The sequence below is a fragment of the Sphingobacterium sp. genome, from assembly GCF_039596235.1.
GTDB lineage: Bacteria > Bacteroidota > Bacteroidia > Sphingobacteriales > Sphingobacteriaceae > Sphingobacterium.
Genome location: NZ_JBCNKE010000005.1, coordinates 151,436 through 169,128 on the forward strand (window position 1 = coordinate 151,436; position 17,693 = coordinate 169,128).

The 17,693-nt window shown below is 42.8% G+C and carries 13 protein-coding genes; 10 read left to right on the forward strand and 3 right to left on the reverse strand.

The genetic code is table 11. The features are described 5' to 3' along the window. Positions 1 to 7: 7 nt before the first annotated feature. From ABDW32_RS12620 to ABDW32_RS12635, 4 genes are all read left to right on the forward strand, one after another. On the forward strand, positions 8 to 2,065 hold the full coding sequence (locus tag ABDW32_RS12620) for a RagB/SusD family nutrient uptake outer membrane protein (RefSeq protein ID WP_343562889.1): 2,058 nt from the start codon (positions 8 to 10) through the stop codon (positions 2,063 to 2,065). Between the two features lie 15 nt (positions 2,066 to 2,080). Next, entirely contained in the window at positions 2,081 to 3,064 is a 984-nt protein-coding gene (locus ABDW32_RS12625) for a DUF4973 domain-containing protein (RefSeq protein ID WP_343562891.1), read from the forward strand. 58 nt (positions 3,065 to 3,122) lie between these two features. Further along, entirely contained in the window at positions 3,123 to 3,869 is a 747-nt protein-coding gene (locus tag ABDW32_RS12630) for an amino acid racemase (RefSeq protein ID WP_343562892.1), read from the forward strand. A 101-nt stretch (positions 3,870 to 3,970) separates the two neighbouring features. Then, positions 3,971 to 4,684, forward strand: a complete 714-nt coding sequence (locus ABDW32_RS12635; RefSeq protein ID WP_343562894.1) for a pirin family protein — start codon at positions 3,971 to 3,973, stop codon at positions 4,682 to 4,684. A gap of 128 nt (positions 4,685 to 4,812) precedes the next feature. Here the strand turns inward: ABDW32_RS12635 and xseB are convergent, their stop codons facing one another. Together xseB and xseA are read right to left on the reverse strand one after the other, a co-directional pair. Then, positions 4,813 to 5,031 (reverse strand): exodeoxyribonuclease VII small subunit, encoded by a 219-nt coding sequence (xseB, locus tag ABDW32_RS12640; RefSeq protein WP_343562896.1) that lies wholly within the window; start codon positions 5,029 to 5,031, stop codon positions 4,813 to 4,815. A gap of 45 nt (positions 5,032 to 5,076) precedes the next feature. Continuing rightward, entirely contained in the window at positions 5,077 to 6,360 is a 1,284-nt protein-coding gene (gene xseA / locus ABDW32_RS12645) for an exodeoxyribonuclease VII large subunit (protein ID WP_343562898.1), read from the reverse strand. A 171-nt stretch (positions 6,361 to 6,531) separates the two neighbouring features. Between xseA and ABDW32_RS12650 the strand changes: the two genes are divergently transcribed. Genes ABDW32_RS12650 through radA form a run of 3 tightly spaced genes read left to right on the forward strand, consistent with a single transcriptional unit; the run spans position 6,532 to position 10,830 of the window. Further along, a complete protein-coding gene (locus ABDW32_RS12650; RefSeq protein ID WP_343562900.1) occupies positions 6,532 to 8,256 on the forward strand; it encodes a serine hydrolase domain-containing protein in 1,725 nt (574 codons plus the stop codon). Beyond that, positions 8,253 to 9,413: a dipeptidase gene (locus ABDW32_RS12655; protein ID WP_343562901.1), complete on the forward strand. Its 1,161-nt coding sequence runs from the start codon at positions 8,253 to 8,255 to the stop codon at positions 9,411 to 9,413. Before ABDW32_RS12650 ends, ABDW32_RS12655 begins: the two co-directional genes overlap by 4 nt. 31 nt (positions 9,414 to 9,444) lie before the next feature. Then, on the forward strand, positions 9,445 to 10,830 hold the full coding sequence (gene radA / locus ABDW32_RS12660; protein ID WP_343562903.1) for a DNA repair protein RadA: 1,386 nt from the start codon (positions 9,445 to 9,447) through the stop codon (positions 10,828 to 10,830). 190 nt (positions 10,831 to 11,020) lie between these two features. Here radA and ABDW32_RS12665 read toward each other — a convergent pair whose 3' ends face one another. Beyond that, complete coding sequence (locus ABDW32_RS12665) at positions 11,021 to 11,701, reverse strand: TlpA disulfide reductase family protein (RefSeq protein WP_343562905.1); 681 nt, start codon at positions 11,699 to 11,701, stop codon at positions 11,021 to 11,023. Positions 11,702 to 11,773: 72 nt separating this feature from the next. Here ABDW32_RS12665 and ABDW32_RS12670 point away from each other — a divergent pair, with 72 nt between their 5' ends. The 3 genes from ABDW32_RS12670 to ABDW32_RS12680 all read left to right on the forward strand — a co-directional run bounded on the left by ABDW32_RS12670 (position 11,774) and on the right by ABDW32_RS12680 (position 17,630). Continuing rightward, entirely contained in the window at positions 11,774 to 12,922 is a 1,149-nt protein-coding gene (locus tag ABDW32_RS12670) for a methionine aminotransferase (RefSeq protein ID WP_343562907.1), read from the forward strand. Between the two features lie 114 nt (positions 12,923 to 13,036). Continuing rightward, positions 13,037 to 14,992, forward strand: a complete 1,956-nt coding sequence (gene nagB / locus ABDW32_RS12675; RefSeq protein WP_343563204.1) for a glucosamine-6-phosphate deaminase — start codon at positions 13,037 to 13,039, stop codon at positions 14,990 to 14,992. A 142-nt stretch (positions 14,993 to 15,134) separates the two neighbouring features. Next, positions 15,135 to 17,630 carry a TonB-dependent receptor gene (locus ABDW32_RS12680; RefSeq protein WP_343562909.1) on the forward strand — a complete coding sequence of 832 codons (2,496 nt, stop codon included), beginning with the start codon at positions 15,135 to 15,137 and terminating at the stop codon, positions 17,628 to 17,630. The last annotated feature ends 63 nt before the right edge of the window (positions 17,631 to 17,693 follow it).

The following is a 17,693-nucleotide window of genomic DNA, read 5'->3' on the forward strand; positions in this document are numbered from 1 at the left end:
GAAAAAGATGCAAAGAAAGACATTATATCTAGCACTTATGCTCGCTTTGGGCACGAATGTGATTTCATCCTGTAAAAAGGATTATTTAAAGTCCGACCAATATTTTAAAGATCGGATCACCTTGGAAAAAACATTTAAAAGCAAGCTGTATTCAGAGAAATGGCTGGCTCATGTATTTGAAGAATTCAAAGGTGAAAATGCCGATGTCGCCAGCAAAGGCCTGACACCACACTGTTTCGCGGATGATATGTATTATGGTGATCGGGACAAGGACTACGATCCATCAAAAAATGAACTGTCCTATAATATGTTTAAAATGGGGTTGTATACCGAAATTGATAAACAGGGTACATGGACTCAATCGTATCGCGGAATTCGGAATGCTTCAACCTTTATCCATAATATCTATATGAATACCGAGATGTCTGAGGCCGAAATCGCAGATTATCGAGGGCAGGCGCGTTTCGCAAGGGCTTACCTCTATTGGTTGTTGCTCCGTAAATATGGACCTATTCCGATTCTGCCCGATGAAGGCCTGGATTATACAGATAGTTATGAAGAACTGGCTATTGCGCGAAATACTTATGATGAGTGTGCAGAATTCATCAGCAACGAACTATTAAAAGCGGCGAAAGAAATGGAAGCACTTGGAATGAGACGTGGACAGGATGGCTCTGCCCGCCCTTCTGCAGGTGCGGCATTGGCAGCGCGGGCAAAAGTGCTTTTGTATGCCGCAAGTCCTTTGGCCAATGGGAATAATTCCACTTATGCTGCGCGTTTGGTCGACAAACAGATGAAACGCCTATTGTCTGCCGATTATAAGGAAGAGAAATGGGCAAAGGCCGCAGCAGCGGCACGCGATGTCATCGAATTGGGGGTATATCGGCTTTATACTGCACCTTTTCAAGAAACGGGTGACGATGCAACAGTCAGACCGCCGCAGGATCCTAATTTCTCGGATAAAAGCTGGCCAGCAGGTTGGGCCGACATTGATCCTGCCAAATCATATGCAGCGGTCTTTAATGGGACATTGACTGCTTCGGGTAATCCGGAGTTAATATTCACCCGGGGAAACAATCAACCGAATGAGGGCATAGACCAAATGGTCATCCACCAACTGCCGCGTTCAGCAACAGGATGGAATACGCATGGGCTGACGCAGAAACTGGTTGATGCTTATTATATGAATGATGGTACGGATGTACCGGGTAAGGATAAAGAAATCGGCCGTGGTAATGGTTCAAATCGTGTCAGCGGATTTGTGACACAGGAGGATTACGACAATAAAAAATACAGACCATTACGTCCCGGTGTGTCCTTGCAATATGCAAACCGTGAACCGAGATTCTACGCTTCGGTGGCTTATAGTGGAAGTTTTTGGACATTGCTTAATGAAACAAAAGAGGAAAACCGCAACAAACAAATCTTCTATTATAGCGCAGACCCGAAAGGAAATGGTTTTAATTCAGCAAATGGGTACTGGTTGCGGACGGGGTTCGGAGTGAAGAAGTTTGTTCATCCCAGTGATACTTACGAAGGCGGAGTTGGCTCACGTATTATTCCCAAGGCTGAGCCCGCCATCCGTTACGCAGATGTATTACTGATGTATGCAGAAGCGCTGAATGAGCTGAGCGGTTCTTATACGATTCCCTCTTGGCGCGGAGCAAGTTATACCATCAGCCGTGACATTGCCGAAATGCAAAAGGGTATTCATCCCGTACGCATCCGCGCGGGTGTGCCTGATTACGCAGCAAGTGTGTATGGAAATAAGAATGAGCTACGGAAAGCATTGAAACGGGAGCGCTTTATTGAGCTTATGGGCGAAGGTCAACGCTATTATGATCTGCGCCGCTGGATGGATGCACCTGTTGAAGAAGCATTGCCTGTCTATGGCTGTAACGTATTGATGAATGAAGCTGAACGGGACCTATTTTACCAGCCCGTTGCGATATGGACCCTGAAGACAACCTTTGCCGACAAGATGTGGTTTTGGCCGATTAGCCATACCGAACTTAAGCGCAATAAGAATCTGACTCAAAATCCCGGATGGACTTACAATGATTAACCAAATATGCATTTTATGAACAAGTCATATATACAGTTGTTGTTCCTCACTTTACTTGCTGTCTGCAGTTCCTGTAATGATGAATGGAAAGAGGAGCAGTTCGAACAATACATTTCTTTTAAGGCTCCCCTGGAAAGTGAGGGGGTGACCAATATCTATGTTCGTTACAAGGATGGACAAAAGACTACCTTTATGCAACCCTTGGAAGTCAGTGGATCGACGACCAACAATAATAATCTTTCGGTCAAGGTTGGAGTGGATGCGGATACATTGGGCGTGCTAAATTACGAGCGATTCCAGACGAGGACGGATTTTTATTACAAACAGCTCCGTACGGACTATTTTTCAATGCCATCAGTGGTGGATATCAAGTCCGGTGAAAATACCGGATTAATGGCGATAGATTTTACACTGAAAGGTATCGATATGACCGAAAAATGGGTCCTTCCCTTGACTATTTTGGATGATCCGGGAGCTAAATATAAGGTCAATCCCCGAAAGCATTATAAAAAAGCGCTATTACGCATCAACCCCTTTAACAATTACTCTGGAATCTATAGTGGGACGGCCCTAAAGGTCGTTATGGAAGGACATGAAAATGAAACCCCGATCGTTAAAAGTCAGATCAAAAGTTATGTTGTCGATGAGAATACGATCTTCTTTTATGCGGGTAATATAGATGAAGAGCGAAAGGACCGGAAGAATTATCAAGTTTTTGCAACATTCAATGATAAGGGTGGTGTAACCTTTCGCGCTGTAAATCCAAACATGAAGTTCGTTGTGAAAAAAGATGCTAGTTATACCGTCTCAGAACAGATGGATGCCGTCCGGCCCTATTTATTGCATCGTTATATCACGATCAATAACGTGGATTACGAATTTACGGATTATACCCTTGTTTCTACCACGGCAATCAAATTCAAGGTCTCGGGTTCATTGATTTTGGAGCGTCAGCTCAATACACAGATTCCAGATGAAGACCAGGCCATTGAATGGTAAACTTTATCAAACCATTCGGCGCGCTATTGGTTATATCATAAGGTATAAAAAATTTGTTATGATTGGTATAGTAGGTGGCCTTGGTCCTTATGCGGGCTTGGATATCGCCAAGAAAATTGTAGATGAGACAGTGGCAGGTTCCGATCAGGAACATTTGCCACTGTTGTTGTTTTCCTGCCCGAACTTGATTCCAGATCGTTCCGCATATTTATTGGATAGATCAAAGGAGAATCCGGGAAAGGCAATCGCATTGATTTTAAAACAATTGGAACAGGCCGGGGCGACTATTGCGGCAATTCCGTCGAATACAGCGCATGCGGAACCGATTTTTTCAGTTATTCAGGATGAGATGGCCCGTTTAGGGAACCAACTGAAGTTGCTTCATATTGTCCATGAGACGGTGCGCTTTGTGCATGAAAATTATCCGGATAGTACAATAGGTGTACTGTCGACGGCGGGAGAACAGGCTTATAGCCAGTATCGGGAAGCTTTTATGAAAAAAGGGTTTCCTATTGTAGAGCCGGAAGGAACTCAGAAAGAAAAGGTAAACAATGCAATTTACGATAAAGATTATGGGATTAAGGCGCAGCCAGCACCCATCGCCAATAAAGCAAGGGAAGATCTTTTATTGGCGATGGATGATTTGAAAAAACAGGGCGCTCAAGCGATTATTTTAGGCTGTGCCGAACTGCCATTGGCTATTCCTGAAAAAGATCACAATGGAATGGCCGTGATTGATCCCAATCGGATTCTTGCAAGGGCGCTTATTCAGGCCGTTGCTCCTGATAAACTCAAAGTGCTCTAGCACCGGTGTTTTTGTCAAATTGGCAGGTTTTTTAATGAAAGGCTTGTTGGTATAAGTTTTGCCATCTGATTATTAGTTATTTATATAACAGGGAGGAACAGATGCAAAAGATCATTCACCGGGAAAACGATCGTGGTCATGTGGACTTTGGTTGGCTGAAAAGTGCCCACTCATTTAGCTTTGGACAGTATTTTGATCCTGAAAAAATAAACTTTGGCGCCCTACGTGTTTTAAACGATGATCAGGTGGCCGGCGGTCAGGGTTTTGGTCGCCATAGTCATGACAATATGGAAATCGTGAGCATACCTTTGGCGGGAGTCCTTTCCCATCAGGATAGTATGGGCAATGTCCGTAATATTGAAACGGGAGAAGTGCAAATAATGTCTGCAGGTAAAGGCGTAAAGCATTCGGAGTTTAACGGAGACCAAAAAGATCCTGTTAAATTCCTGCAAATTTGGGTGTTACCCAATGAACAGAATCTAACACCAGCTTATGATCAAAAGTCTTACCTTCATCTAGACCGTCATAATAAGTTTGTAACCATCGTGTCCCCTGAGGTATCGAATCCGGATGCTGTCCATATCCATCAGGATGCATATTTCAATATTGCCGAACTGGAGGGAGGGAATACGATCTCGTATACTGTCCATTCTGAAAAAAATGGGATGTATCTTTTTGTCCTCGAAGGAAAGGTACTCGTAGCCAACGAAACATTGGAGCGGAGAGATGCCATTGGAATCTGTGATTCGGCCAAAATTGATATCAAGGCGGAGTATAACGCAAAGTTGCTACTGATTGAAGTTCCCATGTTCTGATAGGCTAATATGTTCTTTTCACGATTCAGTATGATAAATCTGTTCCATGCTCTACTTTGTTGCCTATCCATATTAGGCATGCGTACACAAAAGATGTTGTAGGCCCGTCAAGGGGCCTTTTATTTTCCTTATTCATCAGTTGTATCCTGTACTGGAGAGATCTTTTGCAACAATTGGTTGACCTCCTCTTCGGTTGCGGTCAATTTTGCCCGACAAACCTCAATGAGATCAGATGCTCGTTTGATTTTCTCCGCAAGTTCATCAATATTGGTTGTCCCATTTTCAATTTCTTTTACAATCGTTTGTAATTCATTGAAGGCATCGGTATACGTATATTTTTGTTCCATTGTCTTTTTATCACTTTAAATTTTTCAGTTTCAATAATATTACCGTTAGCTGCCTTCTAATCTGTCGCTAAGCGATTTCTTGTCCGTTACCGTACTGGTCATTTCACCGTCTTCCAGCATCGTCTGGATAAAGTCCCCTGGGGATATCTGATCTACAGATTGAAGTAATTTGCCATTGACTTTTGTGATGGAAAATCCTTGTTTGAGCAATCGCCGTGGGTCAGAAAGTTGGATAATCCGCTCGGTATGTGCCAATGCCGTTTTATGTTCATAAAAACGGAGTTTAACCAATGCATTCAGCTCGTGTTGCAGGTGCTGGATATTGGCGTGCGCAGTCTGAAGTTCTCTTTTCCCAACCCATTGGATATGGGTTGCGATTTGGGACAAAGTATTCCTTTCTTCCTTAAAACGAATGGTGATCAGATGTTGGATGCTTTCGGTAGCTTTGTCAATAGGGATCGAAAAATTATGGAATTTTTGAATAAGAAAATCCGCAAGCTCACTTGGTGTGATCGCATTTTTGTAGGCCACCATTTCGCTCACAGTATAGTTGGTTGAATGACCAATTCCGGTCAATACAGGAAGGGGAAATAGCGCTATCGCTTTTGCCAATAAATAGTTGTTATAGCTGGATAGGCCGACTTCACCACCGCCGCCACGAATAATGGCGACCACGTCAAATTCAGCTATTTTATCGGTGATGACCGCGAGTTGATTGATAATTGAGGGGATGGATTTATCTCCCTGTAAAAGGGCTGGAAATAAGGTGCATTCCAACCGATACCCCCAGGGATTTTGATTGATAATCTTGTAGAAATCAGAAAGTCCCTTGCTTGTCTCTACGGAAATAATTGCCAGTCTTTTTGGGAGCACAGGGAAAGGGACCGATTTATTGGCCTCGTAAATGCCTTCTTCCTTGAGCTTTTTAATGCTATCCAGCTTTTCTTTCTCCAGTTCCCCTAGGGTAAAAGTCGGATCAATATCAACAATCCTCAAGCTCAAGCCATACATTGGATCATAGGAAATACTTGCCTGAAATAACATTGTAATGCCTTCTCGTAGCGGTTCCTGTGCAATTTTCAGAAAATTGTTGTTGATCCGGTTGAAGTCTGCCTTCCATAAAGTTGACCTGATCTCAGCAACGATTTTGCCATCCTGTTTTTCAACAAGCTCGGGATAACAATGTCCCGAGTGCGTATAATGGTTGAGTTTATTCATCTCTGCCTTGATCCAATATAAGCTCTTGTAACGCTCAGCAAGCGTTTTTTGGATACTTTTGCTCACCTCCAGGAGGGAAAATATTGTTTTATCTTGTATCAATTCCGGCATTAACCAAACTTACAGAAAAAAAAAGATTTCTGCTCCACCATCCGAAAAATCCCAAGCGAGGAGTTGGAAAATGTAAGCGATCAAAATATTATTTTTTTACCAGAATAGATGCCGCTTGTCTATTTTATTCGTATTTTTATTTGATAGAACCTAAAAAACGACAAAAGCAGAATGAAAAAAGGATTTTTCGGGGTATTATTTGCAGGTTTGTTCTGTATTTCCCCCTTGTTCGCTCAATATAAATCGACCATAAAGAATGAAACCATACTCTATAATAATATCGATCAGCTCCTACCGCTCACCAAGTTGGATCAGCGGCGCATTGGGGTTGTTGTACCACACGCGGACAAATATGCGACGTTTACAAATCAGCTAGCACGGTATGCAAATGTAGCCGTATTGGATTTTAGTAAATTTGATGAAGATATCAAATATTACAATACGATTATTGTCGCCGGCAAGGAAGATGATTTGGATGCGGATTGTTTGGCACAGCTCAAACAGGCGGTACTGAATAATAAAAAAGTTGTGCTCTGCCATTTCTTTGAACATGAACGCAGTAAAAAGGCTGTTTCCGAGCATTCGCAATCAGATTTAATCGAGCTATTGGCCCCTTTTACCGCTGCTGGCCAGCGCAATGCGGCGATGTCTATCTTTGGTGGGGTGGCCATTACCGAAGGAAATGTTAAGACTGCCCAAACGCGTCTGCAATACAGCTCCGGAGAAAATTCAAACCTGAACTTGGGTAAACTGACCAAAAAAATTGATGCCATCGCAGCGGAAGCGATTGAAAAGCAGGCTACTCCCGGCGCGGTGGTGATGATTGTAAAAGATGGGCAGGTGCTATTGGAAAAATCTTATGGTTATCATACCTATACGAAGGCTATCCCAACAAAAGTAAGTGACATTTTTGATCTCGCCTCCGTCAGCAAAATTGCGGGTACTACACCCGTGATTATGCGCCTGACCGAGCGTAATATTATTAATTTGGATAGCACCATGGGGCATTACCTATGGCAGGCAAAGTATACGAATAAAAAAGATATCAAATTGCGTTCTGTGATGCTACATGAAGCGGGGTTTACACCATTTATCCCATTTTATAAATATTTGAAAGCCGGAGATGTTGTTGCCGTACCGGATCAACAACATCAGGTGAAGATGGCCGACAATAGTTATATTCTCAATCATTACTACCGGGATGTGATGTGGCCCGAAATGTTAAAGTCCCCAGTTAAGCAAACAGGAAACTATGTATATAGCGACATAAGCATGTATGTGATGAAGGAAGTTGCGGAACATCAGACTGCAGTGCCCATGCAAGATTATGTTCAGGAAAATTTCTACCGGCCGTTGGGGATGACCCATGCCGGCTATGTTCCAAGGGAACGGTTTGCGAAGGATCAGATTGTGCCTACGGAGCAGGATACTTCGTTCCGTAAAACATTGTTAGAAGGTTATGTGCATGATCAGGGTGCTGCGATGGCTGGAGGTATTGCTGGACATGCAGGTTTATTTGCCACAGCCAATGATCTGGCAATATATGGACAGCTTTTGTTGAACCGTGGTGAATATGGGGGCGAGCGTTATTTTAAGACAGAAACAATAGATCAGTTTACCAGTAAACAGTCTGCAACAAGCCGGAGAGGATTGGGCTTCGACCGCTGGGATCCTAACCCGAAAAACGAATATCCATCTAAATTGGCAAATCCTACTGTATTCGGACATACGGGTTATACCGGTACCTGTATCTGGGTAGACCCACAAAATCAGCTGGTTTATATCTTTCTGTCCAATCGGGTACATCCACAGGTCAGTACCAAATTGTTGGATCTCAATATCCGTAGCCGGATTCAGGATGTCATTTATGAAACAATTAATGAGGCGAAAAAATGATCAAGAATCTATTGTTGACGGGATTGTGCCTTTTAACCTTGAATCGCATGACCTATAGTCAGGAGTATAAGCAAATTCATGCCGATATGATTGTTGTAGATGGGCATAATGATGTGATTTATGAATCAATTTTCGGCGGAAAAGACATTGGTCAGCGACTGAGTACGGGCGCCACGGATATTCCACGGCTAAAAGAAGGCGGAGTGGATGTGCAGGTCTTCGCAGTTTGGTCGGATGATACAAAATGGAAAACTGGAGCCTTTGAGCATGCCAACGCCCAAATCGATGCCCTGGAAAAAATGATTGCTACAAATGCGGAGGCTATTGCCTTGGCAAAATCAACGGCAGATATCGAGGCCATTCTAAAAACAGGTAAAATTGCTGCAATTATTGGCGTGGAGGGTGGTAATATGATCGAGGGAAGCATAGACAACCTTATCACACTTCATAAACGTGGTGCTAAATATTTAACCCTGACCTGGAATTATAATGTACCGTGGGCAAGCTGTGCTGCCATGGAGTCTGGTAAAATGGATTCGAAGGCAAAAGGACTAACTGACCATGGGAAAGCGATCATTCGGAAAATGAATGAGCTTGGCATGCTGGTGGATCTCTCCCACGGGGGGGAGCAGACCTTTTATGATGTCCTTGCAGTTTCCAGTAAGCCAATATTGGTGTCTCATAGCAATGCCTATCGTTTATGCCCGCATTTCCGCAACCTAAAAGATGAACAATTGGAGGCCCTGAAGAAAAACGGTGGTGTGATCGGGGTAAACTTTTACTCTGGCTTTTTGGATCCGGCCTATGAAACGCGGTTAAAGAAGATCTACAAAAAACAGGTTGGAAAGGATGCTGATATGACAAAAAGCACCTGGAGTATGTATGATCAGTTATCCAAGGAGGCGAAATACGAAGTTGATGCACCTTTATCTAAACTATTGGACCATATTGATTATCTCGTCAAGAAAGTGGGAATAGAACATGTTGCCGTTGGATCAGATTTTGATGGCATCGAATCTGCTCCTCAGGACATGGAGGATGTTTCCAAGTTTCCTTTATTGACAAAAGGCCTTTTGGAAAGAGGTTATAAAAAAGCAGATATCGCTAAAATTATGGGACAGAATTTTCTACGGATTTTAAAAGAAAATGAAGGGTAATGTAAAGGATAGAAATTTGTAATTTCGTAGAATGGCAAAAACAAAATCAGCATATTTCTGTCAAAACTGTGGCTATGAATCGCCCAAGTGGATGGGACAGTGTCCTTCGTGCAAACAATGGAATAGTTTCGTCGAGGAGGTGGTTGAAAAAACTAGCTCAAAAGTCCCTGAATGGCGAAGCACAACAACAACAGGCAATGCAAAGCGGGCAAACAAAGCAGCTATTATTCATGAGATTGTATATCAGGACGAATCGCGTATCCTGACTCCAGACCAAGAGTTTAACCGGGTGTTGGGCGGGGGGATTGTGCCAGGCTCTCTGGTGTTGATTGGTGGTGAACCCGGCATTGGAAAGTCTACTTTGATGCTCCAGTTGGCTTTGTCCATTCCACAGGTCAAAACCCTCTATATTTCAGGAGAGGAGAGTGAGCAGCAGATCAAGATGCGCGCTGAGCGCTTATCACAATCGTCGAAAGCGAACTGCTATATTCTGACGGAAACAGCTACACAAAATATTTTCAAACAGATCGAGACCGTACAGCCCAATGTCATTGTCATTGATTCCATCCAAACGCTGCATTCATCACAGATTGAATCCGCGCCCGGTTCTGTTTCCCAGGTAAGGGAATGTACGGCTGAATTACTACGGTTTGCCAAAGAAACCAGTACACCAGTATTTATTGTAGGCCATATTACCAAAGATGGTTCCATCGCTGGACCGAAAGTATTGGAACATATGGTCGATACGGTACTTCAATTTGAGGGTGACCGTCATCATGTCTATCGTATTTTGCGCGCTGTCAAAAATAGGTTTGGCTCTGCTTCGGAATTGGGTATATATGAGATGCAAGGGTCGGGTTTGCGGGAAGTGTCAAATCCTTCCGAAATTATGATTTCACAACGCGATGAACCCGTGAGTGGAGTTTCCATTGCAGCCATGCTCGAGGGCATGCGGCCCATGATGATTGAAGTTCAGGCCTTAGTAAGTAACTCTGCATTCGGTACGGCTCAGCGCTCATCCACAGGTTACGATACAAAACGGTTGAATATGCTGTTGGCAGTCTTGGAGAAGCGATTTGGTTTCCGGTTAAGCGCACAGGATGTATTTTTGAATATTGCCGGAGGATTGCGGGTCGAAGATCCTGCCATTGATCTGGCGGTTATCGTAGCGATTATCTCATCACAGCAGGATATTCCTATCCAGAGCAATCTGACTTTTGCTGGAGAGGTGGGGCTGTCAGGGGAAATCAGAGCGGTAAACCGGATTGAACAACGCATTCAGGAAGCAGAGAAGTTGGGCTTTGACGGAATTTTTATTTCCAAGTTCAATACCAAAGGTTTAGATGCAAAGAAGTATAACATTGCCATTCGGCCTGTCGCGAAGTTGGAAGATATTTTTAGCGCTTTATTTGGCTGATCGATCATAAATTTCGTGTATAAAAAAAAAGGCGCCCGATTTTCGGGCGCCTTTTTTTATACTATTTGTTCCTTTTCCCAGGGGATCGTTATCGATCTTCAATTGAGAGCGGTCGCCTTCGTACTTAGCGGTTATTGCGCCATCAGAAATAAGTTTCTGATGCTGGTTTAGGAATTCACAGTTTTAAATCCTACTTTAATACTTCTCTCAATTTTGCGCGTAAAGCATCCCCATGCAAATTCTTTGCAATGATTTTCCCGTTCGGGTCGATCAGCACATTTTGAGGAATAGATTTCACCGCATATAGCGTACCTACGTCATTCTGCCAGCGTTTTAAGTCAGAGACATGTTTCCAGTGTAGTTTGTCTGCATGGATGGCTTTGATCCAGGAGTTGCGGTCCTTGTCAAAAGATATACCGAGGATTTCAAACTTGTCTCCTTTGAACTGTTCGTAAGTTTTTACAAGATCCGGACTTTCAACGCGGCAATCGGGACACCAGGAAGCCCAGAAATCAAGCAATACATATTTGCCTTTGAAATCCGACAGCTGCACGGGATTGCCTGTTGTATCGTTTTGCGTAAAAGCAGGGGCAACTTTCCCAACCTGAACGGTCTCCAATGCATTTAAATAGTCCTGGAATTCTTTTCCTTCATTGGAATTTTTGACATTGTTGCTCAGTGTATTATAAAGCGCTTGCAGTTCTGTATAGACGGGGTCATAGCCGCCCACACGACGCAAGTCAACTAAAGTTGAGATGGAATCCGGTGCCGCTTTCACGCGGGCGATATATTCCTGTTTGGTCAGTTCTTTCTTCTGTGCTAAGCCGAAAAATGGAAGGACCAAAAAAAGTACTGTGATGTATTTTATCATGTTGCTATTCTTATATATATTTACAAATATAAGAAAATCCACTAATTTAGTAGATTAATAAATTGTCAAAAAATGAACTTGAACCTAATACCTAAACTTCCACATGTGGAAACATCGATCTTTACCAAGATGACCATGCTTGCCAATCAGGAGCAGGCGCTGAACCTGTCCCAGGGTTTTCCGGACTTTGAGACAGATGCCAAGCTTGTCCAATTGGTTTCTGCGGCAATGGAAAGAGGGCATAACCAATATGCGCCGATGATCGGCGTGCAAAGCTTGCGTGAAACCATCGCCGAAAAATACAAGACGGTCTATACTGTGGACATAGATCCATTAGAAGAGCTTACAATAACAGCTGGAGGAACCCAGGCGCTCTTTACTGCGATTGCAACAGTTGTTGGCCAGGGAGATGAAGTCATTATATTCGAACCTGCATACGATAGTTATGCCCCCACGATCGAATTGTTTGGTGGTAAAGTTGTGCCCGTGCGCTTATTGGCGCCCGATTTCCAGATCGACTGGGATTATGTGGCTAAATTGATCAACGAGAAAACACGCTTAGTGATTATCAATAATCCGAACAATCCCACGGGAAAAGTGCTTGAAAAAGAGGAATTGAATAAACTTAGCAAACTTTTGGAAGGGACGAATAGCCTATTGCTCAGTGATGAAGTTTATGAACATCTCGTCTTTGATGGATTGGCTCCACAATCGGTGTTAAGTATACCCGGTCTGCGTGAACGGAGTTTTGTTGTTGCCTCTTTTGGAAAACTGCTGCATACCACCGGGTGGAAGATCGGTTACTGTGTGGCACCAGCCCTGTTAATGCGTGAATTCCGAAAAATCCATCAGTTTAATGTTTTCAGTGTGAATACCCCAATGCAAACAGCAATCGCTGAATATCTGAAAGATACGGCTTATGTGGAGAGCCTGTCCGGTTTTTTTGAGAAAAAGAGAGACTTACTCAAAAACGGATTAACACAATCCCGCTTTAAAATATTGCCTTGTCAAGGGACCTACTTTCTCAATCTTGATTATAGTGCCATTAGTCAGGAGAAAGAATTTGATTTCGCCTGCTATCTGACAAAGCAGCACAAAATAGCGACAATTCCACTGTCTGCATTCTATAAACAAGCTACAGATCAGCAGGTTTTGCGCGTTTGTTTTGCTAAGCAAGATGTCACTTTGCTGAAAGCAGTGGCTATTTTGAATGAAATATAGCCGGATTTCTGTGCTAAAATAAAGGCTAAAAGGATTTATTTAAAATATTGTTAAGAATAAGGCACTTTATTAAAATTTTACTTCAACTTAACTCACTAATTTCATAAATTTGTAATTCACGTTTATCAATATATCCATAAAATGGCTAGATTAAATTTATTGGAAGAAACACGCTTCGAAAAAGTCCCCGTAAGCGTCTATCCAGATCAAAATTCAGCTTCGAAAAACGTTGCAAATCGTATTGCTGAAATTATTCGTGCAAAGCAGGAGAAAGGTGAAAAAGCTGTTCTAGGTCTTGCTACTGGTGCTACGCCAGTGAAAGTTTATCAAGAACTGATTCGCTTGCACAAAGAAGAAGGTTTAAGCTTTAAGAACGTGATTACCTTCAATCTTGACGAATATTACCCTATGCAACCTGATGCCGATCAGAGCTATGTGACCTTTATGAACAAAAATTTGTTTGATCACGTAGATATTGATAAGGCGAATGTAAATATTCCTGATGGTACCCTGGCTCCGGATCAAGTCAATGCTTTTTGCGAAGCATACGAGCAAAAGATCACGGCAGCCGGTGGATTAGATATTCAATTATTAGGTATTGGTCGTACAGGCCATATCGGTTTTAATGAACCGGGTTCTGCGCCAAACTCTGGTACGCGTATTGTAACCCTGGACGACTTGACTCGTCGGGATGCATCACGTGCTTTTGGTGGTAAAGAAAATGTGCCAAGAAAAGCGATTACAATGGGTGTCGGTACAATTTTCAAAGCTCGCGAGATCATCTTGATGGCCTGGACCGAAACCAAAGCGGAGATCATTAAGAAAGCTGTTGAGGGCGAGATCTCGTCAGAGATTCCTGCAACTTATCTTCAGCTATCGGATAATGTCGAATTTATCCTGGATGAAGCAGCGGCATCCCTGTTGACACGCTTTGACCTCCCATGGTTGGCCGAAGATGTGACCTGGACACCAACTTTGATCAAAAAAGCTGTTGTTTGGTTAGCGCTGGAAATCAATAAGCCGATTTTAAAACTTACAGATGAAGATTATAATGCGCATGGTATGGCCAAGCTGGTCACAGAAAATGGCCCTGCTTATAACATTAATATCCGCATCTTTAATGAGCTTCAACATACAATTACTGGATGGCCAGGAGGTAAGCCGAACGTAGATGATTCACAGCGTCCAGAGCGTGCGAACCCGGCGAAGAAAAATGTGATCGTATTTTCACCGCACCCTGATGATGATGTGATCTCCATGGGTGGAACATTTATCCGTTTGGCAGATCAAGGACACAATGTACATGTTGCTTACCAGACGTGTGGTAACACTGCTGTATGGGATGATGATGTAGTCCGTTATTTGGAGTTTGCTGAGGATCTAGCAAATCAAATTGGTGCGAAAACAGAAGCTGCGCAGATCAGTCAGATTTATGATGAGGAAAGAGCAATCTTTGCGACTAAAAAACCAAATCAGATTGATACCGAGCTTGTACGAAAAATAAAGGCATTGATCCGTAAAGGGGAAGCTATTGCCGGTGCACGTTTGGTAGGTTTGCCGGATGAAAATATCCATTTCCAGGATTTACCATTCTACGACAGACAAAAATTTGCGAAGGATGTATCCTTTGAAGACGATATCCAACAAACGATGGAATTGTTGCGTCAGGTAAAACCGCACCAGGTATTTGCTGCAGGAGATTTTGCTGATCCACACGGTACCCATAAAGTATGTTTTGATATTTTGTTTGAAGCACTAAGAAGGTTGAGCAAAACGGATGAGTGGACAAAAGATTGTTGGTTGTGGCTGTACAGAGGTGCTTGGCATGAATACCCGATCCATGAGATCGAAATGGCGGTTCCATTATCTCCACAAGAGGTATATCGCAAACGTTTGGCGATCTTCAAACACCAGTCTCAAAAAGATTTACCGGTATTCCCGGGTGATGATCCACGTGAATTCTGGGTACGTGCAGAAGACCGTACGAGCGATACCGCAGCATTGTACGATAGATTAGGCCTTGCCAACTATGAAGCGATAGAAGCTTTTGTACGCTGGAAGTTTGACTAAAACAGACTGAGTTAATATAGGAAAGCTCTGAATCAGAAGTGGTTCAGAGCTTTTTTGTTTTTAATTGTTCTAACAAAGGAAATTTTTATACCTTTGTCGTGTTATTTAGATTAATTAAAAATAATTACCCAAAATTATTAACATGAATAAACACTTACTTGCACTTGCCTCTACATTTTTAATCGGAAGCGCTGTATATGGCCAAACTTCAGGAATCGTAAAAGGAAAGGTTGTTGATGCAAACAATAACCCATTAAGCTCAGTAACCGTTTCAATCGGTAATAAAACGGTACGTACAGACCATAAAGGTCATTTTAGACTTCAGGGTGTCGATCAGGATGCCGTCATTCGTTTTACTTATTTAGGTTATCAGACGACATCAATTGATTATGTGTTTAGTTCTGCTAGCCCTGAGGTGGTATTAAAACCGGTGGTGCTGGTCGGCAACGAACAGGCTATTGATGAAGTAGAAGTATTTGGCGAGCGCAATAAGAAGCCGAAGGGACTTGAAATGATTACCCGTATGCCGCTAAAACCTTCCGATCAGATCCAGAGTATATCTGTTATATCCAACAAAGTGATCCAAGATCAGGGTATCCTAACGCTGACTGATGCGGTTAGAAATATTCCCGGTGTGACCTTATTCGGCTCTTATGGTGGTGTCAAAGAATCGTTATCTACACGAGGGTTCAGAGGTATACCGGTATTAAAAAATGGCGTACGTATGGATTCCCAGTTCCAGACCGCTTCCGGTGTGGTTGATATGCAAGGGGTAGAGTCTATCCAGATGATCAAAGGATCTGCTGCGGTGACGCAAGGTGTGATTACCGACCTTGGCAATGCCGGTGGGGTAATTAACGTCGTGACGAAAACCCCTAATTTTACCAATTCGGGCGAGGTTGGCGTACGTGTGGGAAGCTGGGGACAGTTTCGGCCTACATTCGATTTCCAAACCGTATTGGATAAAAAGGAGACTGTTGCTTTCCGTATGGACGGAGCTTATGAAAGGAATGATAGTTTCAGAAAAGGACTTTCTGCCAACCGTGTTTATCTAAACCCATCTTTGGCCTGGAAGCCTACAGAGAAGACAACGATCACCTTGGAAGGGGACTATTTCAATGATAACCGCACACCCGTCAATTCGGCTGTTAATCTAAATCCCTCACAGAGTATCAATGCTTTGTATGTGATACCCAACAATAAATTCTTGGGCATGAACTCTGATAATGTCAATACCGAAATGAAGAGTTTTATGGGGCAGATCCACCATGAATTGACCGATCGTTGGAGTATTCGCGCTTCCATAGCGACCTCATCTTATCAGGTCGATAACTTGACAACATCGGCGAGTCTGATAAAGGACAAAGAGGAAAAGTTTAATACATTTTCACGGAAGATGAGCAAAAGTTTGCGTGACGATAAAAACAAGACCTTCCAATTTGATTTGATCGGAAAGGACTTGTATACAGGTAAGGTAAAGCATTTGGTCCAAGCTGGTGTAGATTATCGTATTGCAGATGCGACAACGACTTCGTTTGGTACCAAATTGAGTTTGTTGGACAGTAAAATTCCATTGTCAAACCCTGATAAGGGGGCTTTAGCTGCTGGGGTAATTGATGTGATTGATATTCATGGCGACTGGGCCAATGATTTGGATCAAGTATCTTATGTGGATTCGTTGGGGAATAAACAAATAGGGAAAAAAGTGGCTTTTGAGGCTAAAACGCCGGTGAGAAATTACTATTCTTCAATTGGCTTTATGGCGCAGGATGTGATTGAATTCAATAAATATATTAAAGCTGTTTTGGGACTGCGTTACTCTGAAATCACCACGAAAGACTTTACCTCAAACGGAAATAAACGGGAATCAGCCTGGAATCCGATGGCGGGAGTTATCGTCACACCTTTCGAGAATTTTAATGTCTTCGGATCTTATACGAACTCAACCAGCCTTAGAAGTGCAGCCAATCCAATGGTTGATGGAACCAAGGCCGGCGCCTCGACTACGGAGCAATTCGAAGGGGGAATTAAATCAGATTGGTTGGACAACAGACTACGTTTCAATTTAACATATTTCCATATTTATACATCTGACTTAACGAATGCGGAGTATAATGAGGCAAATCAGCCAACAGGTCTTTATTTTAAAGCAGGTGATTTAGTCCGGGATGGTATCGAAGCAGAATTAAACGGTCGTGTGCTGGAAAATCTAACCGTGATGTTAGGTTATGCATATTTGGATGCCCGATATAAAAATTCTCCTTCTTACATGAATGGCTCTGCGCCAATGAATGCGCCAAAAAATACGGCCAATGCCTGGGTGCAATATGTGTTTAACCAAGGTGCCTTAAGAAATTTGAGTTTGAGTGCCGGAGTTTATTATGTAGGCGATCGTCCAGTAAATGAATATAGCCTAACACCGCAGGGCCATGGTGAATATTATGGGGAAAAACCATTCAATATGCCTGCCTATACAACTTTAAATGCACAGGTGGGCTATAAATGGCGTAAGTTTGATGCCAAAGTCTTTGTGAACAATATTACCAATGAGATTGGCTTGAACTCGTATTTCCGTGGTGGTTTTATCAATCAGATCGACCCGCGAAATGCGGCTGTTTCCTTGAGCTATAAGTTCTAAGCGGCTCGTATTTCATATTAAAGACAAGCAAAAAGGGATGATTTTCGAATAGAAATCATCCCT

What these genes read in the sequence shown, in the direction of transcription:
- ABDW32_RS12620 (WP_343562889.1), top strand. Translation starts at nt 8, where the DNA reads ATGCAAAGAAAGACATTATATCTAGCACTTATGCTCGCTTTGGGCACG.
- ABDW32_RS12625 (WP_343562891.1), top strand. Translation starts at nt 2,081, where the DNA reads ATGAACAAGTCATATATACAGTTGTTGTTCCTCACTTTACTTGCTGTC.
- ABDW32_RS12630 (WP_343562892.1), top strand. Translation starts at nt 3,123, where the DNA reads ATGATTGGTATAGTAGGTGGCCTTGGTCCTTATGCGGGCTTGGATATC.
- ABDW32_RS12635 (WP_343562894.1), top strand. Translation starts at nt 3,971, where the DNA reads ATGCAAAAGATCATTCACCGGGAAAACGATCGTGGTCATGTGGACTTT.
- xseB (WP_343562896.1), bottom strand. Translation starts at nt 5,031, where the DNA reads ATGGAACAAAAATATACGTATACCGATGCCTTCAATGAATTACAAACG.
- xseA (WP_343562898.1), bottom strand. Translation starts at nt 6,360, where the DNA reads ATGCCGGAATTGATACAAGATAAAACAATATTTTCCCTCCTGGAGGTG.
- ABDW32_RS12650 (WP_343562900.1), top strand. Translation starts at nt 6,532, where the DNA reads ATGAAAAAAGGATTTTTCGGGGTATTATTTGCAGGTTTGTTCTGTATT.
- ABDW32_RS12655 (WP_343562901.1), top strand. Translation starts at nt 8,253, where the DNA reads ATGATCAAGAATCTATTGTTGACGGGATTGTGCCTTTTAACCTTGAAT.
- radA (WP_343562903.1), top strand. Translation starts at nt 9,445, where the DNA reads ATGGCAAAAACAAAATCAGCATATTTCTGTCAAAACTGTGGCTATGAA.
- ABDW32_RS12665 (WP_343562905.1), bottom strand. Translation starts at nt 11,701, where the DNA reads ATGATAAAATACATCACAGTACTTTTTTTGGTCCTTCCATTTTTCGGC.
- ABDW32_RS12670 (WP_343562907.1), top strand. Translation starts at nt 11,774, where the DNA reads ATGAACTTGAACCTAATACCTAAACTTCCACATGTGGAAACATCGATC.
- ABDW32_RS12680 (WP_343562909.1), top strand. Translation starts at nt 15,135, where the DNA reads ATGAATAAACACTTACTTGCACTTGCCTCTACATTTTTAATCGGAAGC.